We start from the raw sequence: 22,759 nt of genomic DNA on the forward strand, positions 1-22,759 counted from the left end.
GCCAGTTTCGCCGCCCAAGGCTATAAGCGCGGCCATGAAGACCACTGGCGCCAAGATTTCCGACACGATTGCACGCGGCCGCATCGCCCTGCGTGACAATACGCGCGCCCTGACCTCGCTTCTTCTCCTCGGCCTTACGCGCGGTTGCCGGGTCCTTTGAGGAGCGCCCGGCGGCCGAAAGCCCGCACGGCCATCGCTCCTCGCGACTCACTTTCAAAATTGACCTAACGACCGACAAGGTCCGCATTTGTTTATCGCCAAGCCTGACATGATCGGCTAAGAGCGGAGCAAATGCCGGGACGAGGAGACGATACGATGAACGCAACGACGCAATTCTCCGAGAGAAAAACGGCCTCCACCAAAGGCATGCCTGACGCTACGGTGAAATACCGGGCCTATCCGCAGGTGAACATTCCCGACCGCACCTGGCCGACGAAAACCATCACCAAGGCGCCGGTCTGGTGCTCGGTCGACCTGCGCGACGGCAACCAGGCGCTGGTCGACCCGATGGGGCACGACCGCAAGGCGCGCATGTTCCAGCTGCTGCTGGAGATGGGCTTCAAGGAAATCGAGATCGGTTTCCCCTCCGCTTCGCAGACCGATTTCGATTTCGCCCGCTGGTGCGTGGAGGAGGGCAACGTGCCCGCCGACGTCTCCCTGCAGGTGCTGGTGCAATGCCGCCCGGAGCTGATTACCCGCACGTTCGAAGCGCTGGAAGGTGCAAACCGGCCGATCGTGCATTTCTACAACTCGACCAGCGAGCTGCAGCGCCGCGTCGTCTTCGCCAAGGATGTGCAGGGCATCAAGCAGATCGCCGTCGATGCCGCCAAGATGATCACCGATATGGCCGCCAAGGCGGGCGGCGGCTACCGTTTCGAATATTCCCCCGAGAGCTTTACCGGTACCGAACTCGAAGTGGCGCTGGAAATCTGCAATGGCGTCATCGAGGTGGTCAAGCCGACGCCCGATAACAAGCTGATCATCAACCTGCCGTCCACCGTCGAGATGGCGACGCCGAACGTCTATGCCGACCAGATCGAGTGGATGTGCCGCAATCTCGACAATCGCGAGAACCTGATCATCTCCCTGCATCCGCATAACGACCGCGGCACCGGCATCGCCGCTGCCGAACTGGCATTGCTGGCAGGCGCCGACCGTGTCGAAGGCACGCTCTTCGGCAATGGCGAGCGCACCGGCAATGTCGACATGGTGACGATGGCGCTGAACATGTTCACGCAAGGCGTCGATCCCGAGATCGACTGCTCCAATATCGAGCGCATCAAGGAAGTGTTCGAATATTCCAACCAGATGGCGATCGGCGAGCGCCATCCTTACGTCGGCGAGCTGGTCTATACGGCCTTCTCGGGTTCGCATCAGGATGCGATCAACAAGGGTATGAAGGCGGCGCAGGTCGCCAACCATCCCGTCTGGGAAGTGCCGTACCTGCCGATCGATCCGCGTGACGTCGGCCGTTCCTACGAGGCGATCATCCGCATCAACTCGCAGTCCGGCAAGGGCGGCATCGCCTATATCCTGCAGCAGGATTACGGGCTGAACCTGCCGCGCAACCTGCAAGTGGAATTCCGCGAGGATATCCAGCGCATTACCGACGTCGAGGGCAAGGAGCTTCCTTCGAAGCGGATTTACGACCGTTTCATCGAGCGCTACGTGACGCAGCCCGAAGGACGCCTCAAGTTTGTCGACCATCACACCTATCCCGATACCGAGCACAAGGGCCAGCGGATCGTGGCGGCCGAGATCACCGACAATGGCGAGATCAAGCGCATCGAAGGGCGCGGCAACGGCCCGATCGACGGCTTCATCAACGCGCTGTCGCATTATCTCGGCATCGAGATGTCGGTCGAGGATTATTCCGAGCATTCGCTGCAGCACGGCTCGAACGCGGCGGCGATCTCCTATGTCGAAACTTCCTATCCCGGCGGCAAACTCTTCGGCGCCGGCATCAATACCAACATCGTCGCTGCATCGCTGGAAGCGATCGTCTCGGCGGCAAACCGCGTGCTCGACGTGAAGGCCGGCAAGGCCTGACCGGGCAAAGGCTCAGGCCGCGATCGTAACGGTAGGGCGCGGCCTGAGGATGTAGTTAGCAATCCTGTCGGCTCATTCCAACAACCGAAGTGTCAGAGGGGCGAAACGTCGCCACGAGTCCGCTTCTCCCCAGCGGGGAGAAGATGCCGGCAGGCAGATGAGGGGGAGCGACGACAGGAGCGAATGCGCTGAGCGCAAGCGAAGGGCAACAATGAATGTTGTGCCGTGTGGCCCCTCATCCGACCTTTCGGGCAACCGACCGGGGTTGAGCCACGGGTCTCAACCCGTCCTTCGGACCCCCGCTGGGGAAGAGGGTAGCAGCGTTATCGTCTCACCAATAATTCGACCTCGGAGGAGCCTGAAAGACGGGCGAGGCTGATGCTGATGGTCGATTTTGCAACGGCGCCGCTTCAACTGCGCTGGCGGTAATCATTCTCCACAGACGACAGCCGGCATCAAATCGCCGTGGCGATCTTCATGGCGAGCTGGCCGAGCGCCGCTTCGGCGGAGGGGCCGGCAAGCACATAGGAGGTGCCGGCATTGTGCCATGTCACCAGGCCGATCTCGTCCTTGATGGTTTCCTTGAAGTCGTCGGTCTCCGGTGGCTGCGCGTCCTTGCGGAAGCAGATGGAGATGACGTCGCCGTCGGCATTGGAATAGACGAGCTGGCCGACAGGGCGGCTGTCGCCGAGGATGACGCGTGCGCCCTGGAAGGTCCAGGCTTCGGCGCTGAGATCAGGCACGCGGAAAGGCACGCCGATGGCTGTCGTCAGCCAGCTGGAGATTTCCTCGGCCTGCGAGGCGGGCACTTCGACGAGATGACGGGGTTGGCGGATCAGCAGGCGCTGATAGGCGGTGACGTCGCCCAGCCAGTCGCTGGTATTGGCCGGCGCCGTCGCGGTAGTCGTGGTGGCGATTTCGTCGGCATCCGGGCTGGTGCCGACGAAATAGCCGATACCGCAGCCGACGGCGAAGAGGATGAGAGCGGCGGCCAGCGCCTGCGGGCCGCTCGGCGCCAGCTTCACCTGCGGGCGCGTGGCGCGCTGGGCGATCGGCGTCTTCGGCGGCTGCGTGCTCTTGATCGAGCGGACGAGGGCGAGCGGCACCGGCTCCTTCAGGATGTCGTCGAGGCGGCGGCGGCCGAAATCGGCGCCGTGGCGAAGTTTCTCGTGCAGCCGGCGCGCATTCTCGTCGGTTGCCAGGCGCTGTTCCAGTTCGTGGCGCTGTTCGGGCGAGACTTCGCCATCGAGAAGGGCGGTGAGCTGGGCTTCGAGCGGCAATTTCCTAAGATCGAGCAATTCAGTACCTGTGGATCGGGTGAGTGCCGGCGAGCCCGGCAAAATGCAGCCTTGCGGTCGCGAGCTGCGAGGCGACATTTGCCACCGGCGTGCCCATGATGTCGGCTGCCTGCTGATAGCTGTGGCCTTCGATGTCGACGAGCAGGAACACGCTGGAAAGACCGTCCGGCATATCGGCGATCATGTGATGGATGGCGTCGGGATCGGGTGCCGTCGAGCGTTCGCGGGCGGCTTCGCGAATATCGGTGACGTTGCCGCGGAGGGAGGCCTTGGGCTTGCGCTTGCGGCTGTCGTCGGTCCATTGCTGGCGGGCAAGCGTGTAAATCCAGCTTTCCAGCCGGCCTTCACCGCTCCATTGATGACCCTTGGCGATGGCGCGCTGACAGACGGCCTGGACGAGTTCATCGGCCAGAGCAGCCTCACCCGCGAGCGTGATCGCGAAGCGGCGAAGGCGGGGCAGAAGGCCGACGAGATCACGCCGGAGATCGATGGTCGTTGCGGGTTGACGCATTGTTTATCCAAGAAGCATTCACAATGGTTTCGCGGACGAAGGGTTCGCCGTCGGGCGCGAAACCGGCTTTATCGAGGCCGACGATGATGCATGTGCTTTATGAAACAAGTCTCCTGCACTTCGCAAGCATCCGGCCGTCTTCATCCCCTTTTCTCTAGGGATTTTCGTATTGTAGACCACAAAACTTGCGTCAATATGTCTTGTAGCCATTCAAGCTTTGCAGCAGAGCACGATAGGCCCATGTGCCTTCGCCGCCGCGATCGCGGATTTCCACGAGCTGGACGCGGGCGCCCTGGATATCTCCCTGCTCCACAAGCGCCATGCCCATATAGGAGCGGGCGAGGATGTAGTTCTCATCCGCCTGCAGCGCCTTGCGGTAGTAGGACATGCCGAGCTCCATGCGGCCGGCCTTGCGGTTGGCGTAGCCGAGGTAGTTCAGGATGCGCGGGTCGTTCTGGTTGCGGGCGAGATTGAGCACGGTGATGGCATTGTCATACTGGCCGGCATAGGCAAACTCGCGGGCGAACTTGTAAAGATCGTCGTCGTTGAAGCTGCTCTTCTTCGGATTGACGCATTCCTTCTTGGCCTTGTCCCAGACCTTGCCGCCGGTGCAGGTCTTGGTCGTTTCGGTCTTCGGCGGCGGATTGGTGTTATCGTTGCTGTCGCCGACCGCGAAAGCGGCCGTGGCAATGCCGAAGGCAAAGCCGGCGGCGAGCGAAAGTCTGGACAGGTGACGGAAAGAAAACGTCATTGGCGGGGCTCCGTTCTGAGGCGATGCTGTTGGCCGGATTGTACGCTTACCGCTAAAAATACCAAGAGGGTAAGCCGCCGCCATGGCAATTGTTGCAACGATGGCCCAACCTTCTCTGAGGTCGCTTCAAGTGCTGGAAGAAAGGAGTCCGGAGCCGGCGCTAACGCGCGAAAATATCAACACTTTCCGCCATCACCGCGTCGCCGGATCGGTTAACGCTGAAGCGCTCGCCGCTGAGTTCCCAGGCGCCGGGAGAGCCGTCGATGGAGAAGAGGTTGTAGGCGGCGGGCGGCTTGATGCTGCCCGGTCCCTGCGAGGCCGAGGCGATGCCGACGACCGGCACCGGCTGCACCTGGCCGCGCAGCCAGTGCAGCGTGTTCAGATGCGTGTGCCCGTGCAGCACAAGTTCGGCGCCGCCGGTCGAAATCACCGCGGCGAAGCGGCGAATGCCGATCATCCGCTTGTAGAAGGTCGTGGCGCCGCGGATCGGCGGATGATGGATCATGACGACCCGGAAGAGGCCGGCTTCGCCGGTCGCCCGCAGCATGTTGACGGTATCGCGCGCCTGGCGCGCGCCGAAAAAGCCGGAGGCGGCAAAGGGAGGGGTGGCGACTGCCGTCGAGCAGCCGACGATCGCGACTTTGCCGCGGATGCGCAGATAAGGAAAAATATGGCGATCCTCCTGCCATTGCGGCGGGGCGAGATCGCCGCGGACATATTCGTACCAGGCGCGCATCGACTTTTCGTAGGCGCCGGGCACATAGGCATCGTGATTGCCGGGAACGACCGAGGTGTCGGCGGGATCGCCGAGCGCGCGCAGCCAAGCGGCGGCGGCGCGGATCTCAATCCCGCTCGCCAGATTGACGAGGTCGCCGGTGACCGCGAGATGATCTGCCTGATGGGCGCGGATGTCGTCGAGCAATAGATCCAGCGTGCCGCCGAAAAGGTGCTTGCGTCGATTTCGATGCCAGTTCACAAAGCCCGTTATGCGTTTTGAAAACAGCTCCTGGATGGAAAGACGGGGCAACGGCCCAAGGTGGACGTCGGAAATATGCGCGAGCTTGAACATGTTACGAGACATAGACCAGCTTATTGACAAATCAAACACATCCGGCGCGATGAAGGGCTGAAACGGAGCGATGGTGGATAAAGAAAAGCGGCCCCTTCATATCCGGATGGCCCTGCGCCTTCTGCATGTCTATTTTTCCTTCGCCCGCGGCATGACGATGGGCGTCAGGGCCGCCTGCTTCGATGCGGAGGGGCGGATTTTCCTGGTGCGCCACAGTTATGTCGGTGGCTGGCATATGCCGGGCGGCGGGCTGGAGCGCAACGAGACGGTCGGAGAGGCACTGGCCAAGGAACTGCGCGAGGAGGGCAACCTCAGGATCATCGGTAAGCCACAGTTGGTTCAGGTCTATTTCAACACCACGATCACACGGCGGGACCATGTCGTGTTCTACCGGGCGAGTGTCGAGCAGACGGCGCCGCGCCCGCCCGATTGGGAAATCTCCGACAGCGGCTTCTTCTCCCTCGACAGCCTGCCCGAGGGCACGACCGAGGCGACGTATCGCCGCCTTGCGGAGCTTCGGGGCGAGCAGGAGCCCGACCACCGCTGGTGAGGGCTGCGCAGTTTTCAACGCGCGTCGCGTCAAATCTCATTCATGCGACGCGCTTTAATCCTTTGTTTTGATGCATGTCGTTGCCCCGGAACCGCTGCATACTTCCGGGCGACATGCATTAGGCAGCGGCAAGCTTCGCACGTCCATGCGGACTGTCGAGATCGAGCGCCGGACCGACGGGAACGATGCCTGTCGGATTGATGGTCTTGTGGCTGCGATAGTAGTGTTCCTTGATGTGCTTCAGGTTCACCGTTTCGGAAACGCCCGCGGTCTGATAGAGGTCGCGCAAATATCCGGGCAGGTTGCGGTAGTCGGCGATCCGGCGGATGTTGCATTTGAAATGGCCGACATAGACGGCGTCGAAGCGCACCAGCGTCGTAAACAGGCGCCAATCGGCTTCGGTCAGCCGGTTGCCGAGGAGATAGCGGCCCTTGCCCAAGCGTTCGTCGAGCATGTCGAGCGTTTCGAACAGCCTCCCGACATTTTCCTCATAGGCTTCCTGGGTGGTGGCAAAGCCCGCCTTGTAGACGCCGTTGTTGACGGTGTCGTAGACGGTGGCGTTCAGCGCATCGATTTCGGCGCGGAGATCGTCGGGATAAAAATCGGCCTTCGCGCCGGTCAGCTCGTCGAAGGCGCTGTTGAACATGCGGATGATCTCGGCGGATTCGTTGCTGACGATCGTGCCGGTTTTCTTGTCCCAAAGGACGGGAACGGTGACGCGGCCTGAATAATGCGGATCGGCCTTCGCGTAAATCTGCCAGAGGGTGGCGGCGCCGAAGAGTTGGTCGCCGGTGGCGCCATCACCGACCTTGAATTCCCAGCCGTTGTCGAGCATCAGCGGGTCGACAACGGAGACCGAGATCAGATCCTCCAGCTTCTTCAGCTTGCGGAAGATCAGCGTGCGGTGAGCCCAGGGGCAGGCAAGCGAGACATAGAGATGGTAACGCCCGGCCTCGGCCCTGAAGCCGCCGCTGCCGGAAGGGCCGGCTTGACCGTCCGATGTCACCCAGTTGCGGAACTGCGAGGGCTGACGCTTGAACTGACCCTTGCTCTCCTTCGTGTCGTACCAGACATCATGCCAGACGCCGTCCACCAGCATTCCCATGATCTTCGTTTCCTTTGGTTGCGTGTCGGGACCGAACTTAGCTGAGATAGCGGGGCTTTGCAGGCGGTAAAGGTTGAACAGTGTGTCACACCGTTCCGGTCCTGTATGGTTTCGAGTTCCGTGGTGTGCATTTTGCGTTGGACGGCGGAAATTTTTCCTGCTATCGGCCTTTTCACGATTTTAGGATCCCTGCCTGATGTTCATTTCCAGAAACCCGCGACGACGCTGATGCTCCCGAACGCCCAAGGCGTGTTGGAGACCCATCAATCTGTCCATCCGGTTTCTGTCATCATGTACAAGCACGATCTCGTCTACCTCACCGAAGACGCGTCTCATGACGCCGCCATCGAACATATCAACGAAGAAGCCTTCGGTCCGGGCCGCTTCACGCGGGCGGCGGCTCGCATCCGCGAGCAGGGACCGCACGATCTGTCGCTCTCCTTCATCTGCACCGACAATGGCGAAACGATCGCCTCCGTGCGCATGACGCCGGTGCTGGCCGGCACTGTGAAAGGCCATCTTCTCGGTCCGCTCGCCGTCCGGCCCTCCCACAAGAACCAGGGCATCGGCCGGGAACTGGTGCGGATCGCCGTGGAGGCGGCAAGACGCCAGGGTTCGGAAGCCGTGATCCTCGTCGGCGATCCGCCCTATTACGGCCCGCTCGGATTCGAGAGAGTCGCCTACAACGCGCTTTCCTTCCCCGGACCGGTCGATCCCGGCCGCGTGCTCGTCGTTCCGATCGCCGAGGGCGTGCACGAACGGCTGAAGGGCATCATCGCCTGGCACGGATGATCAGAGAATTTTCCGGAGAAAGCTGCGTGTGCGGCCCTGCGGAAAATGCTCGAGTTCCCCAAAGATCTCATAACCCTGACGCCGATAGGCGCTGAGAGCCTGCGGGCTGAATGTGTCGATCCACGCGCCGTGGCAGCCGCGGGCTCTCGCCTCTTCTTCCGCCTTTGCGAGGATCTTGCCGGCGAGACCGGTGCCGCGCAGCGTGTCGGGAATATAGAGCATCTGCGTGAAGAGCCAGCCCCAGGCGGTAAAACCAGACAGGCCGCCGGTGACCTTGCCGTCGGTGTCGCGGATCAGGACTGCGAGCGGCCGGCGGTCGGCGGGGCCGACATCACCGGCGTTGAAGGCCGAGAGCGCATCGGTGATCGCCGCCAGTTCCTCCGGCGAAGGTGAGGCGGTCAACTCGAATTCCGCCATTAAATTACCGCCCCTCGCGCCACCACATGGTTCCGAAGGCAAGCAACAGGATGCCGACGCCGGCGAAACCGGCAAAGAGCGGCAGCGTGTTGATGCCCTTCAAAACGGTCTCGCTGGTCATGCGGATCATCATGCGATCGTTGTCGGCGACGCGGACCTGGCCGCGCACCGGCAGGATCGGCGGCACGGTGATCCTGCCGCTTTCGTTAGCAACGCGGGTGACGAGACCCTTGCTTCTGTCGGCGACCGGCGTCAGCACATCGGTCGTCGAGATCATCGCCTTGAACTCCGGCGCGTCGACGGCGCCGATATGGACGAGCGTCGACAGCTTGCCGTTGTGAATTTCGAAGAGACCGATCTCGTCCATCCTTTTCTCGGCCTTGTAGAGTCCGGGTTCGGTCTGGGTGAGCGGCAGGGTTTCGGTCTTGCCCGAGGGATAACGCACGGTGGCGTTGCCGGGATTGTCGCCGATCGTCTGGCGCGTGACCTCAAGCGTCCGGCCGGAGGCGCGCGCCGTCAGCGCTTCTTCCTCGAGCGCCGGTTCCTTCATCAGCCAATGGGCGATGCGGCGATAGAGCGAAACGTTCGGGCCGCCCCCTTCGAAGCCGCGCGCCCAGAGCCAGCCCTGATCGGAAAGCAGCATGGCGACCCGGCCCTGGCCGGCGCGGTTCAGCACCAGCAGCGGGTGGTTGTCGGCGCCGAGCATGATCGTCTCGCCCTGCGGCCGGTCGACATCGACGCTGCGGAACCAGCGGCCCCAATGCGGCGGATCCTCGCCGGAGCCGTCCAGGCCGCGGGTGACGGGATGTTTGCGGCCTTCTTCGGAAAGGCGCGGGTAGAAACCCTTCTCGATCATCTCTCCGGTGGGTGTTGCCGGCAGCACCGAGGAGAGCGGGGTCAATGCGATGGAATCGGGGCCGGCATGCTCGGGACCGGCGGCGATCAGCAGCGCGCCGCCATTGTCGACATATTGGGCGATGTAATCGTAATAGAGCAGCGGCAGCACGCCGCGGTGCTGGTAGCGGTCGAAGATGATCAGGTCGAAATCCTTGATCTTATCGACGAAGAGTTCGCGCGTCGGGAAGGCGATCAGCGACAGCTCGTTGATTGGTGTGCCATCCTGCTTTTCCGGAGGCCGTAGAATGGTGAAATGGACAAGATCGACCGAGGCGTCGGATTTCAGCAGGTTGCGCCAGGCGCGCTCGCCGGCATGCGGCTCGCCGGACACGAGCAGGACGCGGAGATTCTGGCGGATGCCGTCGATGACGTGAACGGCGCGGTTGTTGGCAGTAGTGACCTCGCCCGGAAGTGCGGCGACGGAGAACTCGAGCACGTTGCTGCCGCCGGCCGGCACCTTGAAGGAGAAGGGCGTGTCCTGACCGGGCGTCGCCTGCAGCGTGGCGATCTCGTCTCCGTTCAGCTTCACTGTGACATTAGCGGTGCCGCCGGGGCTCGGGCCGTCGTCGAAGACGCGCAGAACGACCTGCTGCTCCTCATTGACGATGCCGAAACGCGGCCCCTTGATGACTTCGATGCGGCGATCGAATTCGTTGGCCTTGCCGGTGATGAGGCCATGGATGGGCGCATCGAAACCGAGTGCCTGATTGGCGGCCGGAACATCATGGACTTCACCGTCGGTCAGCATGATGGCGCCGCCGATGCGGGCCGGCGGGACGTCGGCGATGTTGGCCGACAGCGCGTCGAACAGGCGCGTCGACGGCACGTCGGAATTGGGGTCGCCTTCGACATCGACGAAGCGGGGCTCTATCTGCGGGAAGCGGGCGAGTTGCCCCTTCAAGGCCGCCAGCGCATCGTCGGTCATCTTGACGCGATCGGGCGTCTGCTGGCTCTGGCTGCGGTCGACCAGGACCGGGACGATCGTCGATAATTGATCCCGGTCCTCCTGCAGCAGCACGGGATTGGCAAGGGCGGCCAGCATGGCCAGTGCCGCCAGCGTTCTGATCCAGGCGCCGCGAATGTGGCGCCAGATCGCGAATGCGGCGATGAGGACGCTGATGGCGGCCAGTGCGGCCAGAACCGGCCAGGGCAGGAAGGGCGAAAAGTCGAAGGTCATCTCACTGTCCTAACCGTTCGAGAAGGTCGGGAACATGGACCTGGTCGGTCTTGTAGTTGCCGGTCAGCATGTACATCATGATGTTGACGCCGGCACGATAGGCATATTCGCGCTGGGCTTCATCGGACGGCACGGTCGGCAGCATCGGCACGCCGTTGTCGTCGACTGCCCAGGCGCCGGCGAAATCATTGCCGGTGATCAGGATCGGCGAAACGCCGTCGGCCGTCGCAGCCGATTTTTCGGTCGCTTCACGGCCGCCCTGCCGAGCCTCGATCCAAAGCGGGCTGCCGGTGTAACGGCCGGGAAAGCTCGACAGGAGATAGAAGGATTTCGTCAGCACGTGGTCCGATGGCACCGGTTCCAGCGGCGGAATGTCGAGATTGGCGAGGATTTCCTGCAGCCTCTGGCCGTTGGCGCTGACATTGCCGCCATTGTCCAATGCGCTGATTTGGTCGCGCGTATCGAAAAGCACGGTGCCGCCATTGCGCATATAGGCGTCGATCCGGCTGATCGCCGCCGTCGACGGCATCGGCGCCGTTGCCGAAACCGGCCAGTAGATGATCGGATAAAAGGCGAGTTCGTCCTTGGTGAGATCGATGCCGACGGGCGGCGACGGCTCCAGCGTGGTGCGAAATGTCAGAAACTGGGTGAGGCCCTCGAGGCCGCGCTCGGATATGTCGTCCACTTCCCGTTCCCCGGTGACGACATAGGCGAGGTGCGTGTTGTCGAGCCTCTGCAGGATGAGGTCGTCGCCGGGCTGGGAGTCGTTGGCGTGAAGCGTGCCGGGTTGCATGAAAAAGCCGGCACCGAGCGCAATGGCGATTATCGCCGCAGCGCGGGCCGCCGGGCGCAATCGCGAGAACGCGCCGTTCATGAACAGGACGACCAGGCTATCGGCCAGCAGCAGCAGAAAGGCCGCGAGAAAAAGCGCGGGTTTTGCCGACCAGCTTTCGCCGCCGATCAGCCCTTCGCGCACGGCATTGGTTCCCGCCATGGCAAGCGGCGTCAGTTCGGCGTCCTCAGGCAGTACGTTCAGGGAGGTGAAACCGTCTTCCGAACCGTAGAGCCCGGGTGGGTTGTCGAAATTCGCCGTCGGTTCGGCTCCGGCCTGTGGAATGAGGGGCCGCGCCGACCCCGTCTCGGAGACGAGCGTGCCTTTGGCCGTCAGCATGCGGAATGGCGGCAGGGTTTCGGAGACACGTGCATTGCCGCGCGCCTCCGATGTCACGCCGCCGGAACGCGATATCTGCAGGAGGTGACGCAGCATGTCGACGAAAGTGCCCGAGATGGGCAGGTCGGACCAGGTCGCTTCCGCCGTGACGTGGAACAGGACGATCTGCCCCGATGCGAGCTGCTTCATGGTCACGAGCGGCGTGCCGTCAGCCAGGCTCGCCCAGGTGCGTTCGGCCAGATCAGGCGTCGGTTCGGCCAGCACCTGCCGTTTGATGACGACATCAGCGGGACGCGCTATGCCGGCGAAAGGCCCGAAACTTGGAAATTCAGCCAGCGACTGCGGCTCGCTCCAGGACAATGTGCCGCCCAGCGCCCGTTCTCCCTGGCGCAGGATAACCGGGATCAGCGGATCGTCCGCAGGGGCTGCGGCCATGCGCGGGCCGGCGAAACGCAACAGCATGCCGCCATTCGATATCCAGCGTGTCAGCGGTCCGTAGGTGTCCTCAGGCAGACGGCCGATATCGGCCATGATGATGATGGAGGGATTGCTGGCGAGAAGTTTCGGTATGGCGACCGAAAGATCGGAATCGCTGGGCTGGATCAGATCCGCATAGGGCTGCAGCGCCCGCTGGATATAATAGAGCGGCGAGAGCAGCGGCTGAAACTCATCCCCGCCTTCACCCGACAGCAGGACGACTCGGCGGCGCTTGAATGCGTCGTCGAGAAGATGGACGGCGCCGGCCGTTGCGCCGTTATCGACACTGACGCGAGCGAAATCGTTGCGCATCTCGAAGGGCGCGGTGATCGAACTCGTGGCAACGCTCTGGCCGGGGCGGAAATCCACCCTGCCGTTGGCGATCGAGCGGCCCTGGGTATCGACGGCGTTCAGCGCCACGGATGCGGCACGCGAACTGTTGAGCCGAGTGACCTTGACGGTCATGGCGTCAGCCGCATTGTTGGCCGCGGTGATGGCGACCGTGCGGGCGGCATCACCCTCGATCAGGCGGAGATCGGCGGGCTGGAGTTCCGCCAGCCTTTGCACCGTCGCGTCGTCCGGTTTGGCGGCGGCGCCGTCGGTCAGAAAGGCGAGGGTGCCGGGCTTGGTGCCGTTCAGCGCGGCGCGCAGCGCCTGGAAGGCGCGCTCGCGGTCCGGCACCAGCGGCCGCGGCTCGGCGGCGCGCAGCTTGTCGCGGGCGGCAGCGGCGGTACCTGGAACGGCGTCGTTGGTCGGATCGGCGGTGAAGGCGATCGACACCGGCGTGCCGGCGGATTCGGCGTCGTCTATCAACGCGTCGGCCGTCTGGATGCGGCGCTCCCAGTCGGGCGCTGCCGCCCAGCTGTTGTCGACGAAGAGGACGAGCGGGCCACCTGAGGCGAGCGAACTGGTGCGCGGATTGAAGACTGGATCGGCGATCGCAAGAATGACGGTGGCGGCGAGCAGCATGCGTAGCAGCGTCAGCCACCACGGGCTCTGAGCCGGGGTCTCCTCGCGCTTCAAGACGGAGGCGAGAATCTTCAGCGGCGGGAAGACCTCGGTCTTCGGGCGTGGCGGCGTCAGCCTGAGCAGCCACCAGATGACCGGCAAGGCGACAAGGGCGCCGAGGATGGCAGGATAGGCGAAAGCGAAGGGGAGAGCGTTCACAGCTGCCCTCCATGCGTTGCCTTGGCCGGCATGCCGGACAGGTACATGTGCACCGCGACCAGCGCCTCCGAGGCGAGATGATCGGTGCGGTGCGTCGCAAAGGTCCAGCCGAGGTGACGCAGCGATTGGCCGAGGCTTTCCCTGCGGGCGAGGTAGGCGTTGCGATAGGCCTCGCGGATGTGTTCGGCGCGGCCGGCGATAAGCCTGGCGCCGCTCTCCGGATCGGTGAATTCGGTGCGGCCGCTATAGGGGAATATTTCCTCGGCGGGATCCGATATTTCGACCACGTGGCCGCGCAGGCCGCGGCGGGCGAGCGGGCCGAGGCGTTCCATGATCGCCGGCGCGTCATCGAGGAAATCGCCGATGAGGACGAGGTCGCTCCAGCCGCGGATCATTCCCGTTTCCGGCAGGCCGCCGGTCAGCGGCGTGTGCATGAGCGCGGCCGCAAGGCGCTCGGCGGCATTGCGGCTCGAGGCGGGCTCCATGATGCCCGGGCAGCCGATGCGCTCGCCGGAACGGGCGAGGATTTCGGCCAGCGCCAGCATGACGACCAGCGCGCGGCTTTCCTTGGAGACGCTGCCATAGCTCGACTTGTACATCATCGAGGGCGACATGTCGCACCAGAGCCAGATCGTGTGGGCCGCCTCCCATTCGCGCTCGCGCACATAGGTATGGTCGTCGCGGGCGGAGCGGCGCCAATCGATGCGCGACAGGCTTTCGCCCTCGGCATAGGGACGGAACTGCCAGAAATTCTCGCCGATGCCGCGTTTGCGGCGGCCATGCCAGCCGGCGATCACCGTGTTGGCGATGCGCTTGGCTTCCACCAGGCAGTCGGGCACCAGGGCGGCCCGCTGCCTGGCGCGGGAAAGGGCATCGCTGCCTGACGTCGGATTGACGATCTGTCCGATAGATGCCACGCGTCCGGCTTCCTTATCCCTTTGCCTGCTTGACCAGTCCGGCGATGACGTCGCGCACCGACATGCCTTCGGCGCGGGCGGCGAATGTCAGCGCCATGCGGTGCTGGAGAATGGGTTCGGCAAGCGCGAAGATATCGTCGAGCGACGGCGCCAGACGGCCTTCGTAGAGCGCCCGCGCACGCGCGCAGAGCATCATCGCCTGGCCGGCGCGGGGACCGGGGCCCCAGGCGACGTTCTTGTCGGTCGAGGCATTGCCTTGCCCGGGGCGGGCGGAGCGCACCAGCGCCAGGATGGCGTCGACCACCGTATCGCTCACCGGCATCTGACGCACCAGGGTCTGGATTTCGATCAGCCGCTGTGCGTCGATGACGGCTGCCGGCCGGGTTTCCCCCAAGCCGGTCGTTTCGAGCAGAATCTGGCGTTCGGCAGCGAGCTCGGGATAGTTGACGTCGACCTGCAGCAGGAAGCGGTCGAGCTGAGCTTCGGGCAGGGGATAGGTGCCTTCCTGCTCGAGCGGGTTCTGGGTGGCGAGCACATGGAAGGGCGCCGGCAGGTCATAGCGCTGGCCGGCGATGGTGATGTGATATTCCTGCATGGCCTGCAGAAGCGCCGACTGGGTCCGTGGCGAGGCACGGTTGATCTCGTCGGCCATCAGCAGCTGAGCGAAGACAGGGCCCTTGACGAAACGGAAAGAGCGGCGTCCACTGTCGTCCTGGTCCATCACCTCGGAGCCGAGAATATCCGAGGGCATCAGGTCCGGCGTGAACTGGATGCGGTTGGCGGCGAGGCCGAGCACTTCGCCGAGCGTCGTCACCAGTCTGGTCTTGGCAAGGCCGGGGACGCCGACGAGCAGAGCGTGACCGCCTGACAGCACGGCGAGAATGGTGTTCTCGACGACGCTTTCCTGACCGAAGATCACCTTCGAGACTTCTGTGCGGATGGCGGCGATATCGGAGAGCGCCTTTTCGGCAGCGGCGACGATCGCCTTTTCATCGAGGCTGGCTTCGGTCTTCATCATACCCACGGGCATCTCCAACGGCTGAAATCATTCGGCAGCGAATCGGCGGACTTATACATCTGCCTCATACTCGATAGAGTTATGGAGATGCGACGGGCTGACAAGTTCGTTGCGAATGACTATCTCGTGACTTCACTTCGTTAAGGACAAACCGGGACGGAAGAATGGCAGCCGAGGAAATCAGCGGACAGGCGGATGCGGCAGGACTTGCCGCCATGATTTCGCGCGCGTCCGACGAAAGCGGCGGAAAAAAACGCGGCTTACCGCCGGTCGAGCGGTGGAATCCGCCTTTCTGCGGCGATATCGATATGGAGATCAGGGCCGACGGCACCTGGTTCTATATGGGCACGCCGATCGGCCGGCCGGCGCTGGTGCGGCTGTTTTCGACGGTTTTGCGCAAGGACGAGGACGAGAAAACCTATCTTGTAACTCCTGTGGAAAAGGTCGGCATCAGGGTCGCCGACGCGCCGTTCATTGCCGTGGAGATGAGTGTGACAGCGGGGCAGGGTAAACAGACGCTGACATTTCGCACCAATGTCGGCGATGTCGTGGAGGCGGGAGGAGAGCATCGGCTGCGCTTTGCGATTGCGGACGGCAATGCCGAACTGAAACCCTATCTGCATGTGCGCGGGCGGCTGGAGGCGCTGGTGTCGCGTGCAGTGATGTATGAACTGGTCGCGCTTGGCGAGATCCTCGACGTGGAGGGGCAGGCGATGTTTGCGATCCGCTCCGCCGGCGAGGTCTTCCCGGTGATGCCGGCCGACGAACTGGATGCTCTTTGCCGATGAATGATGCGATCGCCCACCGTTATCCGCTGTTCTCAGCCGCCGAATTCCGCCGCCGCGCGCTCAACCAGAATGGCGGGCCGGTCGACCATGCCTGGCGCGATCACGGCGACCACATCCTCAATCCCGATATCGTCGCCGAGGTCGAGACCTTCAAGCTGCGCGACGCCGCCGTGCTCGTGCCCGTCGTCGACGGCGGCGAGGAGGCGCATGTGATCTTCACCAAGCGCACGGCGACGCTGCGCAAGCATTCCGGGCAGATCGCCTTTCCCGGCGGCTCGATCGATCCATCCGATATCTCACCTGAGATGGCGGCGATCCGCGAGACGGAAGAAGAGATCGGCCTTGCCGGTTCCTTCGTCGAGACCGTTGGGCGGCTGCCGAATTATCTTGCCTCGACCGGCTTCCGGATCACGCCGGTACTCGGCGTCGTTTCGCCGGGCTTTGCGCTCACCCCGAACCCAGCCGAGGTGGCTGACGTGTTCGAGGTGCCGCTGTCCTTCCTGATGAACCCTGCCAACCATGCCCGCGACAGGCGTGTCATCGACGGCATCGACCGGCATTTCTACCGTGTGCCCTATGAAACCAGAATGATCTGGGGCATCACCGCCGGCATCGTCCGCACGCTTTACGAAAGGCTTTATGCATGACCGGTCTTGCCGACCAAGCATGGTTCCGCGACCCGGCGCTCGGCCGGATTTTTGCGCTTCTCAATACCGATGGCGGGGAAGGGCGGGTGGTCGGCGGCGCGGTGCGCAACAGCCTGATGGGTCTGCCGGTCAGCGATATCGATATCGCCACGACGCTGACGCCGGAGATCGTCATGGAACGGGCGGCGGCCGCCGGCATCAAGACGGTACCGACAGGCCTGCAGCACGGTACGGTGACGCTCGTCATCGACGGCAAGCCCTTCGAGGTGACGACGCTTCGCACCGACGTCGAGACCGACGGGCGCCACGCCAAGGTCGCCTTCAGCACCGATTGGAAGGCCGACGCCGAACGGCGGGATCTGACGATCAACGCGCTTTATGCCGATGCCAAGGGCGAGGTGGTGGATCTGGTCGGCGGGCTTGCCGATATCGAGAAGCGCAACATCCGCTTCATCGGTGACGCCGCAAAGCGCATCGCCGAAGATCATCTGCGCATCCTGCGCTTCTTCCGCTTCTTTGCCTATTACGGCTCCGGGCGCCCGGATGCCGAGGGGCTGAAGGCCTGTTCGGCGGCCCGCTCGAAGCTGAAGGCGCTGTCGGCGGAACGTGTCTGGTCGGAACTGCGGAAGCTCTTGAGCGCTGGCGATCCCGGCCGGGCGTTGCTCTGGATGCGGCAGGTGGCGGTGCTGACGGAAATCCTGCCGGAAACGGAAAAATGGGGGATCGATGCGATCCCTTCGCTGATTTCAACCGAAAAGGCGCTCGGCTGGAGGCCCGATCCGCTGCTGCGGCTGGCGGCGATCGTGCCGCCCGATGCGGCGCGGCTGGAGGCGCTGGCGGCCCGGCTGAAGCTCTCGAATGCGGAAGCGGCCACTCTCAAGGCCTGGGCGATGGCGGCACCTGTCAATGACGACATGTCGTCGGCCGCCTTCGAACGGCTGCTGTACCGCAATGGGGCCGAGGGCATCACGACGCGGCTGAAGCTGGCGCTCGGCGTGGCGCGTGGCAAGGCTGAAGCGGATTTCGACGAAATGGCGCGGTCGGCGCGGCTTACAAAGCTTCTGGATCAGGCCGCGAACTGGAAGAAGCCGCAATTTCCGCTAAACGGCGGCGATGTGATGTCTGCGGGGATAGCCTCCGGCCCGCGCGTCGGCGAATTACTCGCCGGCCTGGAAAACCAGTGGGTGGAGGAAAACTTCATTTCCGACCGGGCGGCACTGCTCGCCCGGCTGCAGGAACGGGTGCAATAATCAGGCTGCGTTGACCTCGTCGCGGATGCGAGCCTTGATATTATCCACCATGTTCTCGCGGATCGTGGTTTCGCCGTGAGCGTTTTTGAGGTGCTCGACGGCGCGGCGGACCACCTCGGCGTCGCTATCCGCCCGTGTATGCCAGGCGCAGCCCGGAACGAGAGTGCCGCATTCGAAAAGTCGCATGGTCTTCTCCTCTGTTTAAAACACAAAGACGATCGCGATTTAACGCGATTTATGAATGTGCGGTGGGAGGGAAGGTTCCGGCCGGCATCGACATGCCGGCCAGTAAAAAGCCGTGTCAGTCGGGCATCGCCCAGGCTTTGTAGGTATCCGAAAGCTGGCCGGGCATGTTGCTGTTGGCGGCCGCTGCTTCGTTCTGCAGCTGTTCCGCCGACTTTCCGCCGGCCAGCTGCAGCTTAACCTGCTCGATGAAGCAGGACAGCGGCAGATCCGAGCCACTCTTGGCCCGCAGTTTCTCTGCGATGCGCGTCAGAAACTCGGATGTGTCGATCGTACGGGATGTTTCCTGGGCATCCGTGGACGCAGGCGAACCACTTTGTATCGTCATGACAATCCTCCTCCGATTGTTACGCACATACATATAAAGTTAGGACGCGCTTAATTTTCGTGAAGGTATCAACTCGAATTTATCGACGAGTTATCACAGTCTCATGGCCAGCGGACGACGGGAGGCAAGGACGAAAGAATGGATTCAACATTGCCGCCGGTTTTCAGGCCGAAGATCGTGCCGCGATCATACAGCAGATTGAATTCGACGTAGCGGCCCCGGCGGATCAATTGTTCGTCACGGTCGGCCTCTGTCCACAGCTTATTGAAGTTGGAGCGGACAATCTTCGGATAGACCATGGCAAAGGCCCGGCCGACATCGCGGGTGAAGGCGAAATCGGCGTCCCAGCCGCCGGCCTCCTCGCTCGAATGCAGCCAGTCATAGAAAATGCCGCCGATGCCACGGGCCTCGTTGCGGTGCTTCAGGAAGAAATATTCGTCGCACCAGGCTTTGTAGGCATCGTAATCGGCGACGGCATGATTGCGGCAGGCGATCTCCATCGCCTTGTGGAACAGCTGGCTGTCCTCGTCCTCCTGGGTGCGGCGGCGCGACAGGACCGGCGTCAGGTCGGCGCCACCGCCGAACCAGCGGCTTGATGTAACCACCATGCGGGTGTTCATATGCACGGCGGGGACGTTGGGGTTCACCGGATGGGCGATCAGCGAAATGCCGGAGGCCCAGAAACGCGGATCGTCCTTGGCGCCGGGTATCTGGGCGCGAAAGTCCGGGGAGAATTCGCCATAAACGGTGGAGGTGTGGACGCCGACCTTCTCGAAGACCCGGCCTTCCATCATCGACATGCGGCCACCACCGCCGGCGCCGTTTTCGCGCGACCAGTCCTTGGCGGTGAAGCGGCCGGGCTCCTGATCGGAGAGCGGGCCTTCCAACGCGTCTTCGAGGGCTTCGAAGGAGGCGCAGATCGTATCGCGCAGCCCTTCGAACCAGGCGCGGGCGGTGGCCTTCTTCTCTTCGATATCCTCAGGCAAGCCGATCGGCAGTTCCGGTCTTTCCATGTCACGCCTCCAGCGGGCGGCATCCGTTAAGGGGTGCGACTCGCTCATTCCTCGTTGCCGGCCACGTCTAGCAGGTGGCGCCGCATCTCGCCAAGCCAAGGGCATGGCTGCCCGGCGTTTCCAAGATTCGACTCGCAAATCAAGTATTTCGATACTACCTTTTCCGAAGAGGTAGGTTTGATGAAAAAAGTTCCAGGACCTCCGTCCTTCGACGGCCTGAAGCGCAGGATAGCAAGACATCGGGCGGAAACGTCCTCCCGCCGGAAAGACCATTTCGTGCGTGAGACATATTGCCTCGGCCTCCTCGACGCACGCGCCAAAGCGCGCGAATGGTTCGACGAATATCCGAAGGCGGCCTACTGGACAGAGGTGGAAAGCTGGCGCCAGCTCGACGGCGACCAGATCGAATTCACGATGCGGCGCCTGCCTTCGGCCGATTGACCGTTACTCCGCCGCGGGTCGCACGCGGCTTTCGATCAGCAGGCCGCTCTCATCCATGATCGGATGCGCCACCGAGACGATGTGGGCGTTGATGCGCTTCAGGTCGCGCAGCATGTCGAGATGCAGCGAACTCGTCTGCAGGCTGTCGGCGCGGCCGTCGCGCAGGCGTTCCAGATGGCGCTCGGCCGACTGCTTCTCCATCCGGCGCACCTCGACCTTTACCTCCATCATCTGCCGCGCGAGATTGAAATCACGGGTGACGAAGATCGTCTGGGCGACACGCAGATTGTCGATCGTCAGATCGAACAGCTTGCGCAGTTCCTGATGGCCGTCGTCGGAAAATCTCAGGCCGAGCGAGATCTTCTTCGCCACCTCTTCCCGCAAGCCTTTCTCGATGATGTCGCCCATATGTTCGAGATTGATCGCGTAGTCGATGACGACGATCGAGCGGCGGGCATTTTCGTCGCTGAGCCCCTCACGGCCGAGCTTCGAGAGATAGACCTTCACCGCCTGCTGCAACCGGTCGACGCGCTCTTCGAGAGCCGGGATTTCGGCAAGCTTGCCGGCATCATTCTGCTCGAAGGCTTCCGAGACCCGGACCAGCATGCGCTCGATGAGGTCGCCGACGCCGAGCACTTCGCGGGTGGCGCTGGTGAGCGCGATGACGGGTGTCGAAAGCTCCTGCGCGTCGAGATATTTCGGCGCGTTGTCAGGCTCGGCCTGATCCGGCACCAGCCGGGCCATCAGGGTCGCGAGCGACCGGGAGAATGGCCAGGCAAGCGCTGCCAGCAGAAGATTGAAGGCGAGATGGGCGTCGACCGGCAGTTTGGCCGGGCCGAAGGGCAGCATCTGGATGAGTTCGGCGCCATAGCCCGCCAGCGGCAGGGCGATGAAGCAGCCGAGCGCGCGCACTGCGAGATTGCCGAGCGTGACACGCCGCGCCGAAACCGGGCCGGACAATGTCGCGATGACAGGCGGGATGGCGCCGCCGAGATTGGCGCCGAGCACGAGCACGATGACGAGTTCGGCCGAAACCAGGCCCGCCGAGGCGAGCGACAGGATAAGCACCACCACCGCCAGGCTCGACGAGGAGAGGAAGGCAAGAGCTGCCGAGAAGAGCAGCGCCACGGGCAGCGCGCCGTCCAGCAGGCCGATAAAGGCGGCGAGCGCCGGTGAGGCGCGCATCGGTTCCGTGGCGAGGCCGAGCAGATGCAGCGACAGCAGCATCAGACCAATGCCGATCAGCGCCGCGCCGCCGCCCTGGCGGGCGCTGGAGCGGCCACGGTAAAGCACGATGCCGGCGAGGATCAGCAAGGGAGAGAGCCATTCGATGCCGGTGGCGACGATCCAGGCGGTGATCGCGGTGCCGACATTGGCGCCGAGCAGCACGATCTGTGCCATGCGCGGCTTGATCAGGTCACGTTCGACGAAGGATGCGGTCATCAGGGCGGTTGCCGTCGAACTCTGCAGCGCGATGGTCGCCACCAATCCCGACAGAAAGGAACGGAAACCGCCGCGCGTGCCGGTGGCCAGCCCTGTTCTCAGCCGTGCGCCGAAGGCCCTGGACACGCCGTCCTTCACCTGCGCGAGGCCGAACAGCAGCAAGGCCACTGCGCCGAACAGGTTGATCATGATGATTGTGGAATCCATTTTCTTGTTTTTATTCTTCTTTCATCTGTGTGCAGAGGCGCCGCTCTTGATATAGCCTTCCAAACTGTTGAAATTGTGGAGGCTATTGCAATATTTTTGTTTGCTCGGCTAATAAATATAGACTGATTTGTCAGATTGACAATGTCATTTTCCAACAGGGTTCGGAGCTGATCGGCCATTTCGCCGACGCCGGTGCAGGCCAACATCAGACGGTCAAGCCCAGGCTGTCTGGCGCATCGCTTCGCCGACGATCATCGCGGCCGAGACCGCGACGTTGATCGAACGCTGGCCCTCGACCATCGGGATCAGGATGCGGGCATCCGCCTTCTCATGCACCTGATCCGGCACGCCGGCGCTTTCGCGGCCGAAAAGCAGGATGTCGTCGGGGCGGAAGGCAAAATCGGTGTAACGGTCTGCCGCCTTGGTCGAGGCGAGGATCAGGCGGCGGCCGGTCGTGGCGCGCCACGCCTCGAAGCGGTCCCAATTGACGTGGCGGGTCAGTGCAGCCGCGGCGATATAATCCATGCCTGAGCGTTTCAGGTTGCGATCGGAAACGTCGAAGCCGGCCGGTTCGATCAGATCGACGGCGAAGCCCAGGCAGGCGGCAAGACGCAGGATCGTACCGGTATTGCCTGCTATATCCGGCTGATAGAGTGCCAATCTGAGGTCCGTCATCACACGCCGCTTATTTCGTTGGGATGGTTGAGACCTAAAGCAACGGCCATTTCGCTGCAACAGGGCGCGTTTTGGCTCGGAAACGTTCAAATTACGCCATTATAGGGCTGGAAATTTCGCGATTTTCGCGTTATCCATGCACATCTTCAATCGCCAGCAGGGAGGGCCGTCATGAATATTTTGCTCGATATGCGCTTTCCCGCCGTGATGCCGATTAGGGCGACACGCCGCCGCTAGGGCGCATTTCTTCCCTGACTTCCTTTTGATCCATTGTGCGGCTGCTTCAGCCTCGCCCCTTGAACGTTCGGCTCCATATGTGCATGCATAGCGCCGGGATGGCGCGAAGCCGGGAGCCGAA

General features: G+C 63.0%; 23 protein-coding genes. 8 read left to right on the forward strand and 15 right to left on the reverse strand.

Annotation, left to right across the window (positions count from 1 at the left end; translation table 11 throughout):
• Nucleotides 1–34: 34 nt before the first annotated feature.
• Together ATY75_RS35425 and leuA are read left to right on the forward strand one after the other, a co-directional pair.
• The gene (locus ATY75_RS35425; RefSeq protein WP_257784951.1) at nt 35–160 is read left to right on the forward strand and encodes a hypothetical protein; all 126 of its coding nucleotides are present in this window, start codon (nt 35–37) and stop codon (nt 158–160) included.
• A gap of 155 nt (nt 161–315) precedes the next feature.
• Nucleotides 316–2,049, forward strand: a complete 1,734-nt coding sequence (gene leuA / locus ATY75_RS03120) for a 2-isopropylmalate synthase (protein ID WP_088936436.1) — start codon at nt 316–318, stop codon at nt 2,047–2,049.
• 455 nt (nt 2,050–2,504) lie between these two features.
• On the opposite strand, the gene ATY75_RS03125 is transcribed toward leuA, so the two are convergent.
• From ATY75_RS03125 to ATY75_RS03140, 4 genes are all read right to left on the reverse strand, one after another.
• On the reverse strand, nt 2,505–3,347 hold the full coding sequence (locus ATY75_RS03125) for an anti-sigma factor (protein WP_088936437.1): 843 nt from the start codon (nt 3,345–3,347) through the stop codon (nt 2,505–2,507).
• A gap of 1 nt (nt 3,348) precedes the next feature.
• The gene (locus ATY75_RS03130; RefSeq protein WP_088936438.1) at nt 3,349–3,858 is read right to left on the reverse strand and encodes an RNA polymerase sigma factor; all 510 of its coding nucleotides are present in this window, start codon (nt 3,856–3,858) and stop codon (nt 3,349–3,351) included.
• Between the two features lie 190 nt (nt 3,859–4,048).
• Entirely contained in the window at nt 4,049–4,609 is a 561-nt protein-coding gene (locus tag ATY75_RS03135; RefSeq protein WP_064840038.1) for a hypothetical protein, read from the reverse strand.
• 160 nt (nt 4,610–4,769) lie between these two features.
• Nucleotides 4,770–5,678 (reverse strand): metallophosphoesterase, encoded by a 909-nt coding sequence (locus tag ATY75_RS03140; RefSeq protein ID WP_088936439.1) that lies wholly within the window; start codon nt 5,676–5,678, stop codon nt 4,770–4,772.
• Between the two features lie 70 nt (nt 5,679–5,748).
• Here ATY75_RS03140 and ATY75_RS03145 point away from each other — a divergent pair, with 70 nt between their 5' ends.
• Nucleotides 5,749–6,228 (forward strand): NUDIX domain-containing protein, encoded by a 480-nt coding sequence (locus ATY75_RS03145; protein ID WP_088936440.1) that lies wholly within the window; start codon nt 5,749–5,751, stop codon nt 6,226–6,228.
• A gap of 118 nt (nt 6,229–6,346) precedes the next feature.
• On the opposite strand, the gene ATY75_RS03150 is transcribed toward ATY75_RS03145, so the two are convergent.
• Nucleotides 6,347–7,333 (reverse strand): glutathione S-transferase family protein, encoded by a 987-nt coding sequence (locus tag ATY75_RS03150; protein ID WP_088936441.1) that lies wholly within the window; start codon nt 7,331–7,333, stop codon nt 6,347–6,349.
• Nucleotides 7,334–7,561: 228 nt separating this feature from the next.
• Between ATY75_RS03150 and ATY75_RS03155 the strand changes: the two genes are divergently transcribed.
• Nucleotides 7,562–8,125, forward strand: a complete 564-nt coding sequence (locus ATY75_RS03155) for an N-acetyltransferase (RefSeq protein WP_088936525.1) — start codon at nt 7,562–7,564, stop codon at nt 8,123–8,125.
• Here the strand turns inward: ATY75_RS03155 and ATY75_RS03160 are convergent, their stop codons facing one another.
• Genes ATY75_RS03160 through ATY75_RS03180 form a run of 5 tightly spaced genes read right to left on the reverse strand, consistent with a single transcriptional unit; the run spans nt 8,126 to nt 15,372 of the window.
• The gene (locus tag ATY75_RS03160) at nt 8,126–8,542 is read right to left on the reverse strand and encodes a GNAT family N-acetyltransferase (protein ID WP_088936442.1); all 417 of its coding nucleotides are present in this window, start codon (nt 8,540–8,542) and stop codon (nt 8,126–8,128) included.
• A 4-nt stretch (nt 8,543–8,546) separates the two neighbouring features.
• Entirely contained in the window at nt 8,547–10,616 is a 2,070-nt protein-coding gene (locus ATY75_RS03165) for a hypothetical protein (protein WP_088936443.1), read from the reverse strand.
• A 1-nt stretch (nt 10,617) separates the two neighbouring features.
• Nucleotides 10,618–13,431: a DUF4159 domain-containing protein gene (locus tag ATY75_RS03170; protein WP_088936444.1), complete on the reverse strand. Its 2,814-nt coding sequence runs from the start codon at nt 13,429–13,431 to the stop codon at nt 10,618–10,620.
• Nucleotides 13,428–14,348, reverse strand: coding sequence for a DUF58 domain-containing protein (locus ATY75_RS03175; RefSeq protein WP_064840025.1), 921 nt, complete (start codon nt 14,346–14,348; stop codon nt 13,428–13,430). Before ATY75_RS03175 ends, ATY75_RS03170 begins: the two co-directional genes overlap by 4 nt.
• A 13-nt stretch (nt 14,349–14,361) precedes the next feature.
• Complete coding sequence (locus ATY75_RS03180) at nt 14,362–15,372, reverse strand: MoxR family ATPase (protein WP_088936445.1); 1,011 nt, start codon at nt 15,370–15,372, stop codon at nt 14,362–14,364.
• Between the two features lie 158 nt (nt 15,373–15,530).
• Between ATY75_RS03180 and ATY75_RS03185 the strand changes: the two genes are divergently transcribed.
• Genes ATY75_RS03185 through ATY75_RS03195 form a run of 3 tightly spaced genes read left to right on the forward strand, consistent with a single transcriptional unit; the run spans nt 15,531 to nt 18,051 of the window.
• Nucleotides 15,531–16,154, forward strand: coding sequence for a DUF1285 domain-containing protein (locus tag ATY75_RS03185; RefSeq protein ID WP_088936446.1), 624 nt, complete (start codon nt 15,531–15,533; stop codon nt 16,152–16,154).
• Complete coding sequence (locus ATY75_RS03190; RefSeq protein ID WP_064840021.1) at nt 16,151–16,801, forward strand: CoA pyrophosphatase; 651 nt, start codon at nt 16,151–16,153, stop codon at nt 16,799–16,801. The genes ATY75_RS03185 and ATY75_RS03190 overlap by 4 nt, the downstream gene beginning before the upstream one ends.
• On the forward strand, nt 16,798–18,051 hold the full coding sequence (locus ATY75_RS03195) for a CCA tRNA nucleotidyltransferase (protein WP_088936447.1): 1,254 nt from the start codon (nt 16,798–16,800) through the stop codon (nt 18,049–18,051). The genes ATY75_RS03190 and ATY75_RS03195 overlap by 4 nt, the downstream gene beginning before the upstream one ends.
• Here the strand turns inward: ATY75_RS03195 and ATY75_RS03200 are convergent, their stop codons facing one another.
• The 3 genes from ATY75_RS03200 to hemF all read right to left on the reverse strand — a co-directional run bounded on the left by ATY75_RS03200 (nt 18,052) and on the right by hemF (nt 19,635).
• Nucleotides 18,052–18,237, reverse strand: coding sequence for a DUF1059 domain-containing protein (locus ATY75_RS03200; protein WP_003565542.1), 186 nt, complete (start codon nt 18,235–18,237; stop codon nt 18,052–18,054). It abuts the gene before it with no gap.
• A gap of 115 nt (nt 18,238–18,352) precedes the next feature.
• Nucleotides 18,353–18,622 carry a hypothetical protein gene (locus tag ATY75_RS03205; protein ID WP_088936448.1) on the reverse strand — a complete coding sequence of 90 codons (270 nt, stop codon included), beginning with the start codon at nt 18,620–18,622 and terminating at the stop codon, nt 18,353–18,355.
• A 101-nt stretch (nt 18,623–18,723) separates the two neighbouring features.
• Nucleotides 18,724–19,635: an oxygen-dependent coproporphyrinogen oxidase gene (gene hemF / locus ATY75_RS03210; protein ID WP_088936449.1), complete on the reverse strand. Its 912-nt coding sequence runs from the start codon at nt 19,633–19,635 to the stop codon at nt 18,724–18,726.
• Between the two features lie 180 nt (nt 19,636–19,815).
• On the opposite strand from hemF, the gene ATY75_RS03215 reads away from it, so the two are divergent.
• Entirely contained in the window at nt 19,816–20,076 is a 261-nt protein-coding gene (locus ATY75_RS03215) for a hypothetical protein (RefSeq protein ID WP_003565536.1), read from the forward strand.
• A gap of 3 nt (nt 20,077–20,079) precedes the next feature.
• Here ATY75_RS03215 and ATY75_RS03220 read toward each other — a convergent pair whose 3' ends face one another.
• Both ATY75_RS03220 and ATY75_RS03225 read right to left on the reverse strand, forming a co-directional pair.
• The gene (locus ATY75_RS03220) at nt 20,080–21,726 is read right to left on the reverse strand and encodes a Na/Pi cotransporter family protein (protein WP_088936450.1); all 1,647 of its coding nucleotides are present in this window, start codon (nt 21,724–21,726) and stop codon (nt 20,080–20,082) included.
• Nucleotides 21,727–21,939: 213 nt separating this feature from the next.
• Nucleotides 21,940–22,401: a tRNA (cytidine(34)-2'-O)-methyltransferase gene (locus ATY75_RS03225; RefSeq protein WP_064840012.1), complete on the reverse strand. Its 462-nt coding sequence runs from the start codon at nt 22,399–22,401 to the stop codon at nt 21,940–21,942.
• Between the last annotated feature and the right edge of the window lie 358 nt (nt 22,402–22,759).

Origin of the sequence: Rhizobium sp. N122, assembly GCF_002211295.1 — a bacterium.
Taxonomy (GTDB): domain Bacteria; phylum Pseudomonadota; class Alphaproteobacteria; order Rhizobiales; family Rhizobiaceae; genus Rhizobium.

Coding starts and splice junctions, on each gene's coding strand:
- hemF (WP_088936449.1), bottom strand. CDS start 19,635: ATGGAAAGACCGGAACTGCCGATCGGCTTGCCTGAGGATATCGAAGAG.
- ATY75_RS03155 (WP_088936525.1), top strand. CDS start 7,562: ATGCTCCCGAACGCCCAAGGCGTGTTGGAGACCCATCAATCTGTCCAT.
- ATY75_RS03160 (WP_088936442.1), bottom strand. CDS start 8,542: ATGGCGGAATTCGAGTTGACCGCCTCACCTTCGCCGGAGGAACTGGCG.
- ATY75_RS03165 (WP_088936443.1), bottom strand. CDS start 10,616: ATGACCTTCGACTTTTCGCCCTTCCTGCCCTGGCCGGTTCTGGCCGCA.
- ATY75_RS03215 (WP_003565536.1), top strand. CDS start 19,816: ATGAAAAAAGTTCCAGGACCTCCGTCCTTCGACGGCCTGAAGCGCAGG.
- ATY75_RS03220 (WP_088936450.1), bottom strand. CDS start 21,726: ATGGATTCCACAATCATCATGATCAACCTGTTCGGCGCAGTGGCCTTG.
- ATY75_RS03195 (WP_088936447.1), top strand. CDS start 16,798: ATGACCGGTCTTGCCGACCAAGCATGGTTCCGCGACCCGGCGCTCGGC.
- ATY75_RS03190 (WP_064840021.1), top strand. CDS start 16,151: ATGAATGATGCGATCGCCCACCGTTATCCGCTGTTCTCAGCCGCCGAA.
- ATY75_RS03200 (WP_003565542.1), bottom strand. CDS start 18,237: ATGCGACTTTTCGAATGCGGCACTCTCGTTCCGGGCTGCGCCTGGCAT.
- ATY75_RS03205 (WP_088936448.1), bottom strand. CDS start 18,622: ATGACGATACAAAGTGGTTCGCCTGCGTCCACGGATGCCCAGGAAACA.
- ATY75_RS03135 (WP_064840038.1), bottom strand. CDS start 4,609: ATGACGTTTTCTTTCCGTCACCTGTCCAGACTTTCGCTCGCCGCCGGC.
- ATY75_RS35425 (WP_257784951.1), top strand. CDS start 35: ATGAAGACCACTGGCGCCAAGATTTCCGACACGATTGCACGCGGCCGC.
- ATY75_RS03185 (WP_088936446.1), top strand. CDS start 15,531: ATGGCAGCCGAGGAAATCAGCGGACAGGCGGATGCGGCAGGACTTGCC.
- ATY75_RS03225 (WP_064840012.1), bottom strand. CDS start 22,401: ATGACGGACCTCAGATTGGCACTCTATCAGCCGGATATAGCAGGCAAT.
- leuA (WP_088936436.1), top strand. CDS start 316: ATGAACGCAACGACGCAATTCTCCGAGAGAAAAACGGCCTCCACCAAA.
- ATY75_RS03130 (WP_088936438.1), bottom strand. CDS start 3,858: ATGCGTCAACCCGCAACGACCATCGATCTCCGGCGTGATCTCGTCGGC.
- ATY75_RS03150 (WP_088936441.1), bottom strand. CDS start 7,333: ATGGGAATGCTGGTGGACGGCGTCTGGCATGATGTCTGGTACGACACG.
- ATY75_RS03140 (WP_088936439.1), bottom strand. CDS start 5,678: ATGTTCAAGCTCGCGCATATTTCCGACGTCCACCTTGGGCCGTTGCCC.
- ATY75_RS03145 (WP_088936440.1), top strand. CDS start 5,749: ATGGTGGATAAAGAAAAGCGGCCCCTTCATATCCGGATGGCCCTGCGC.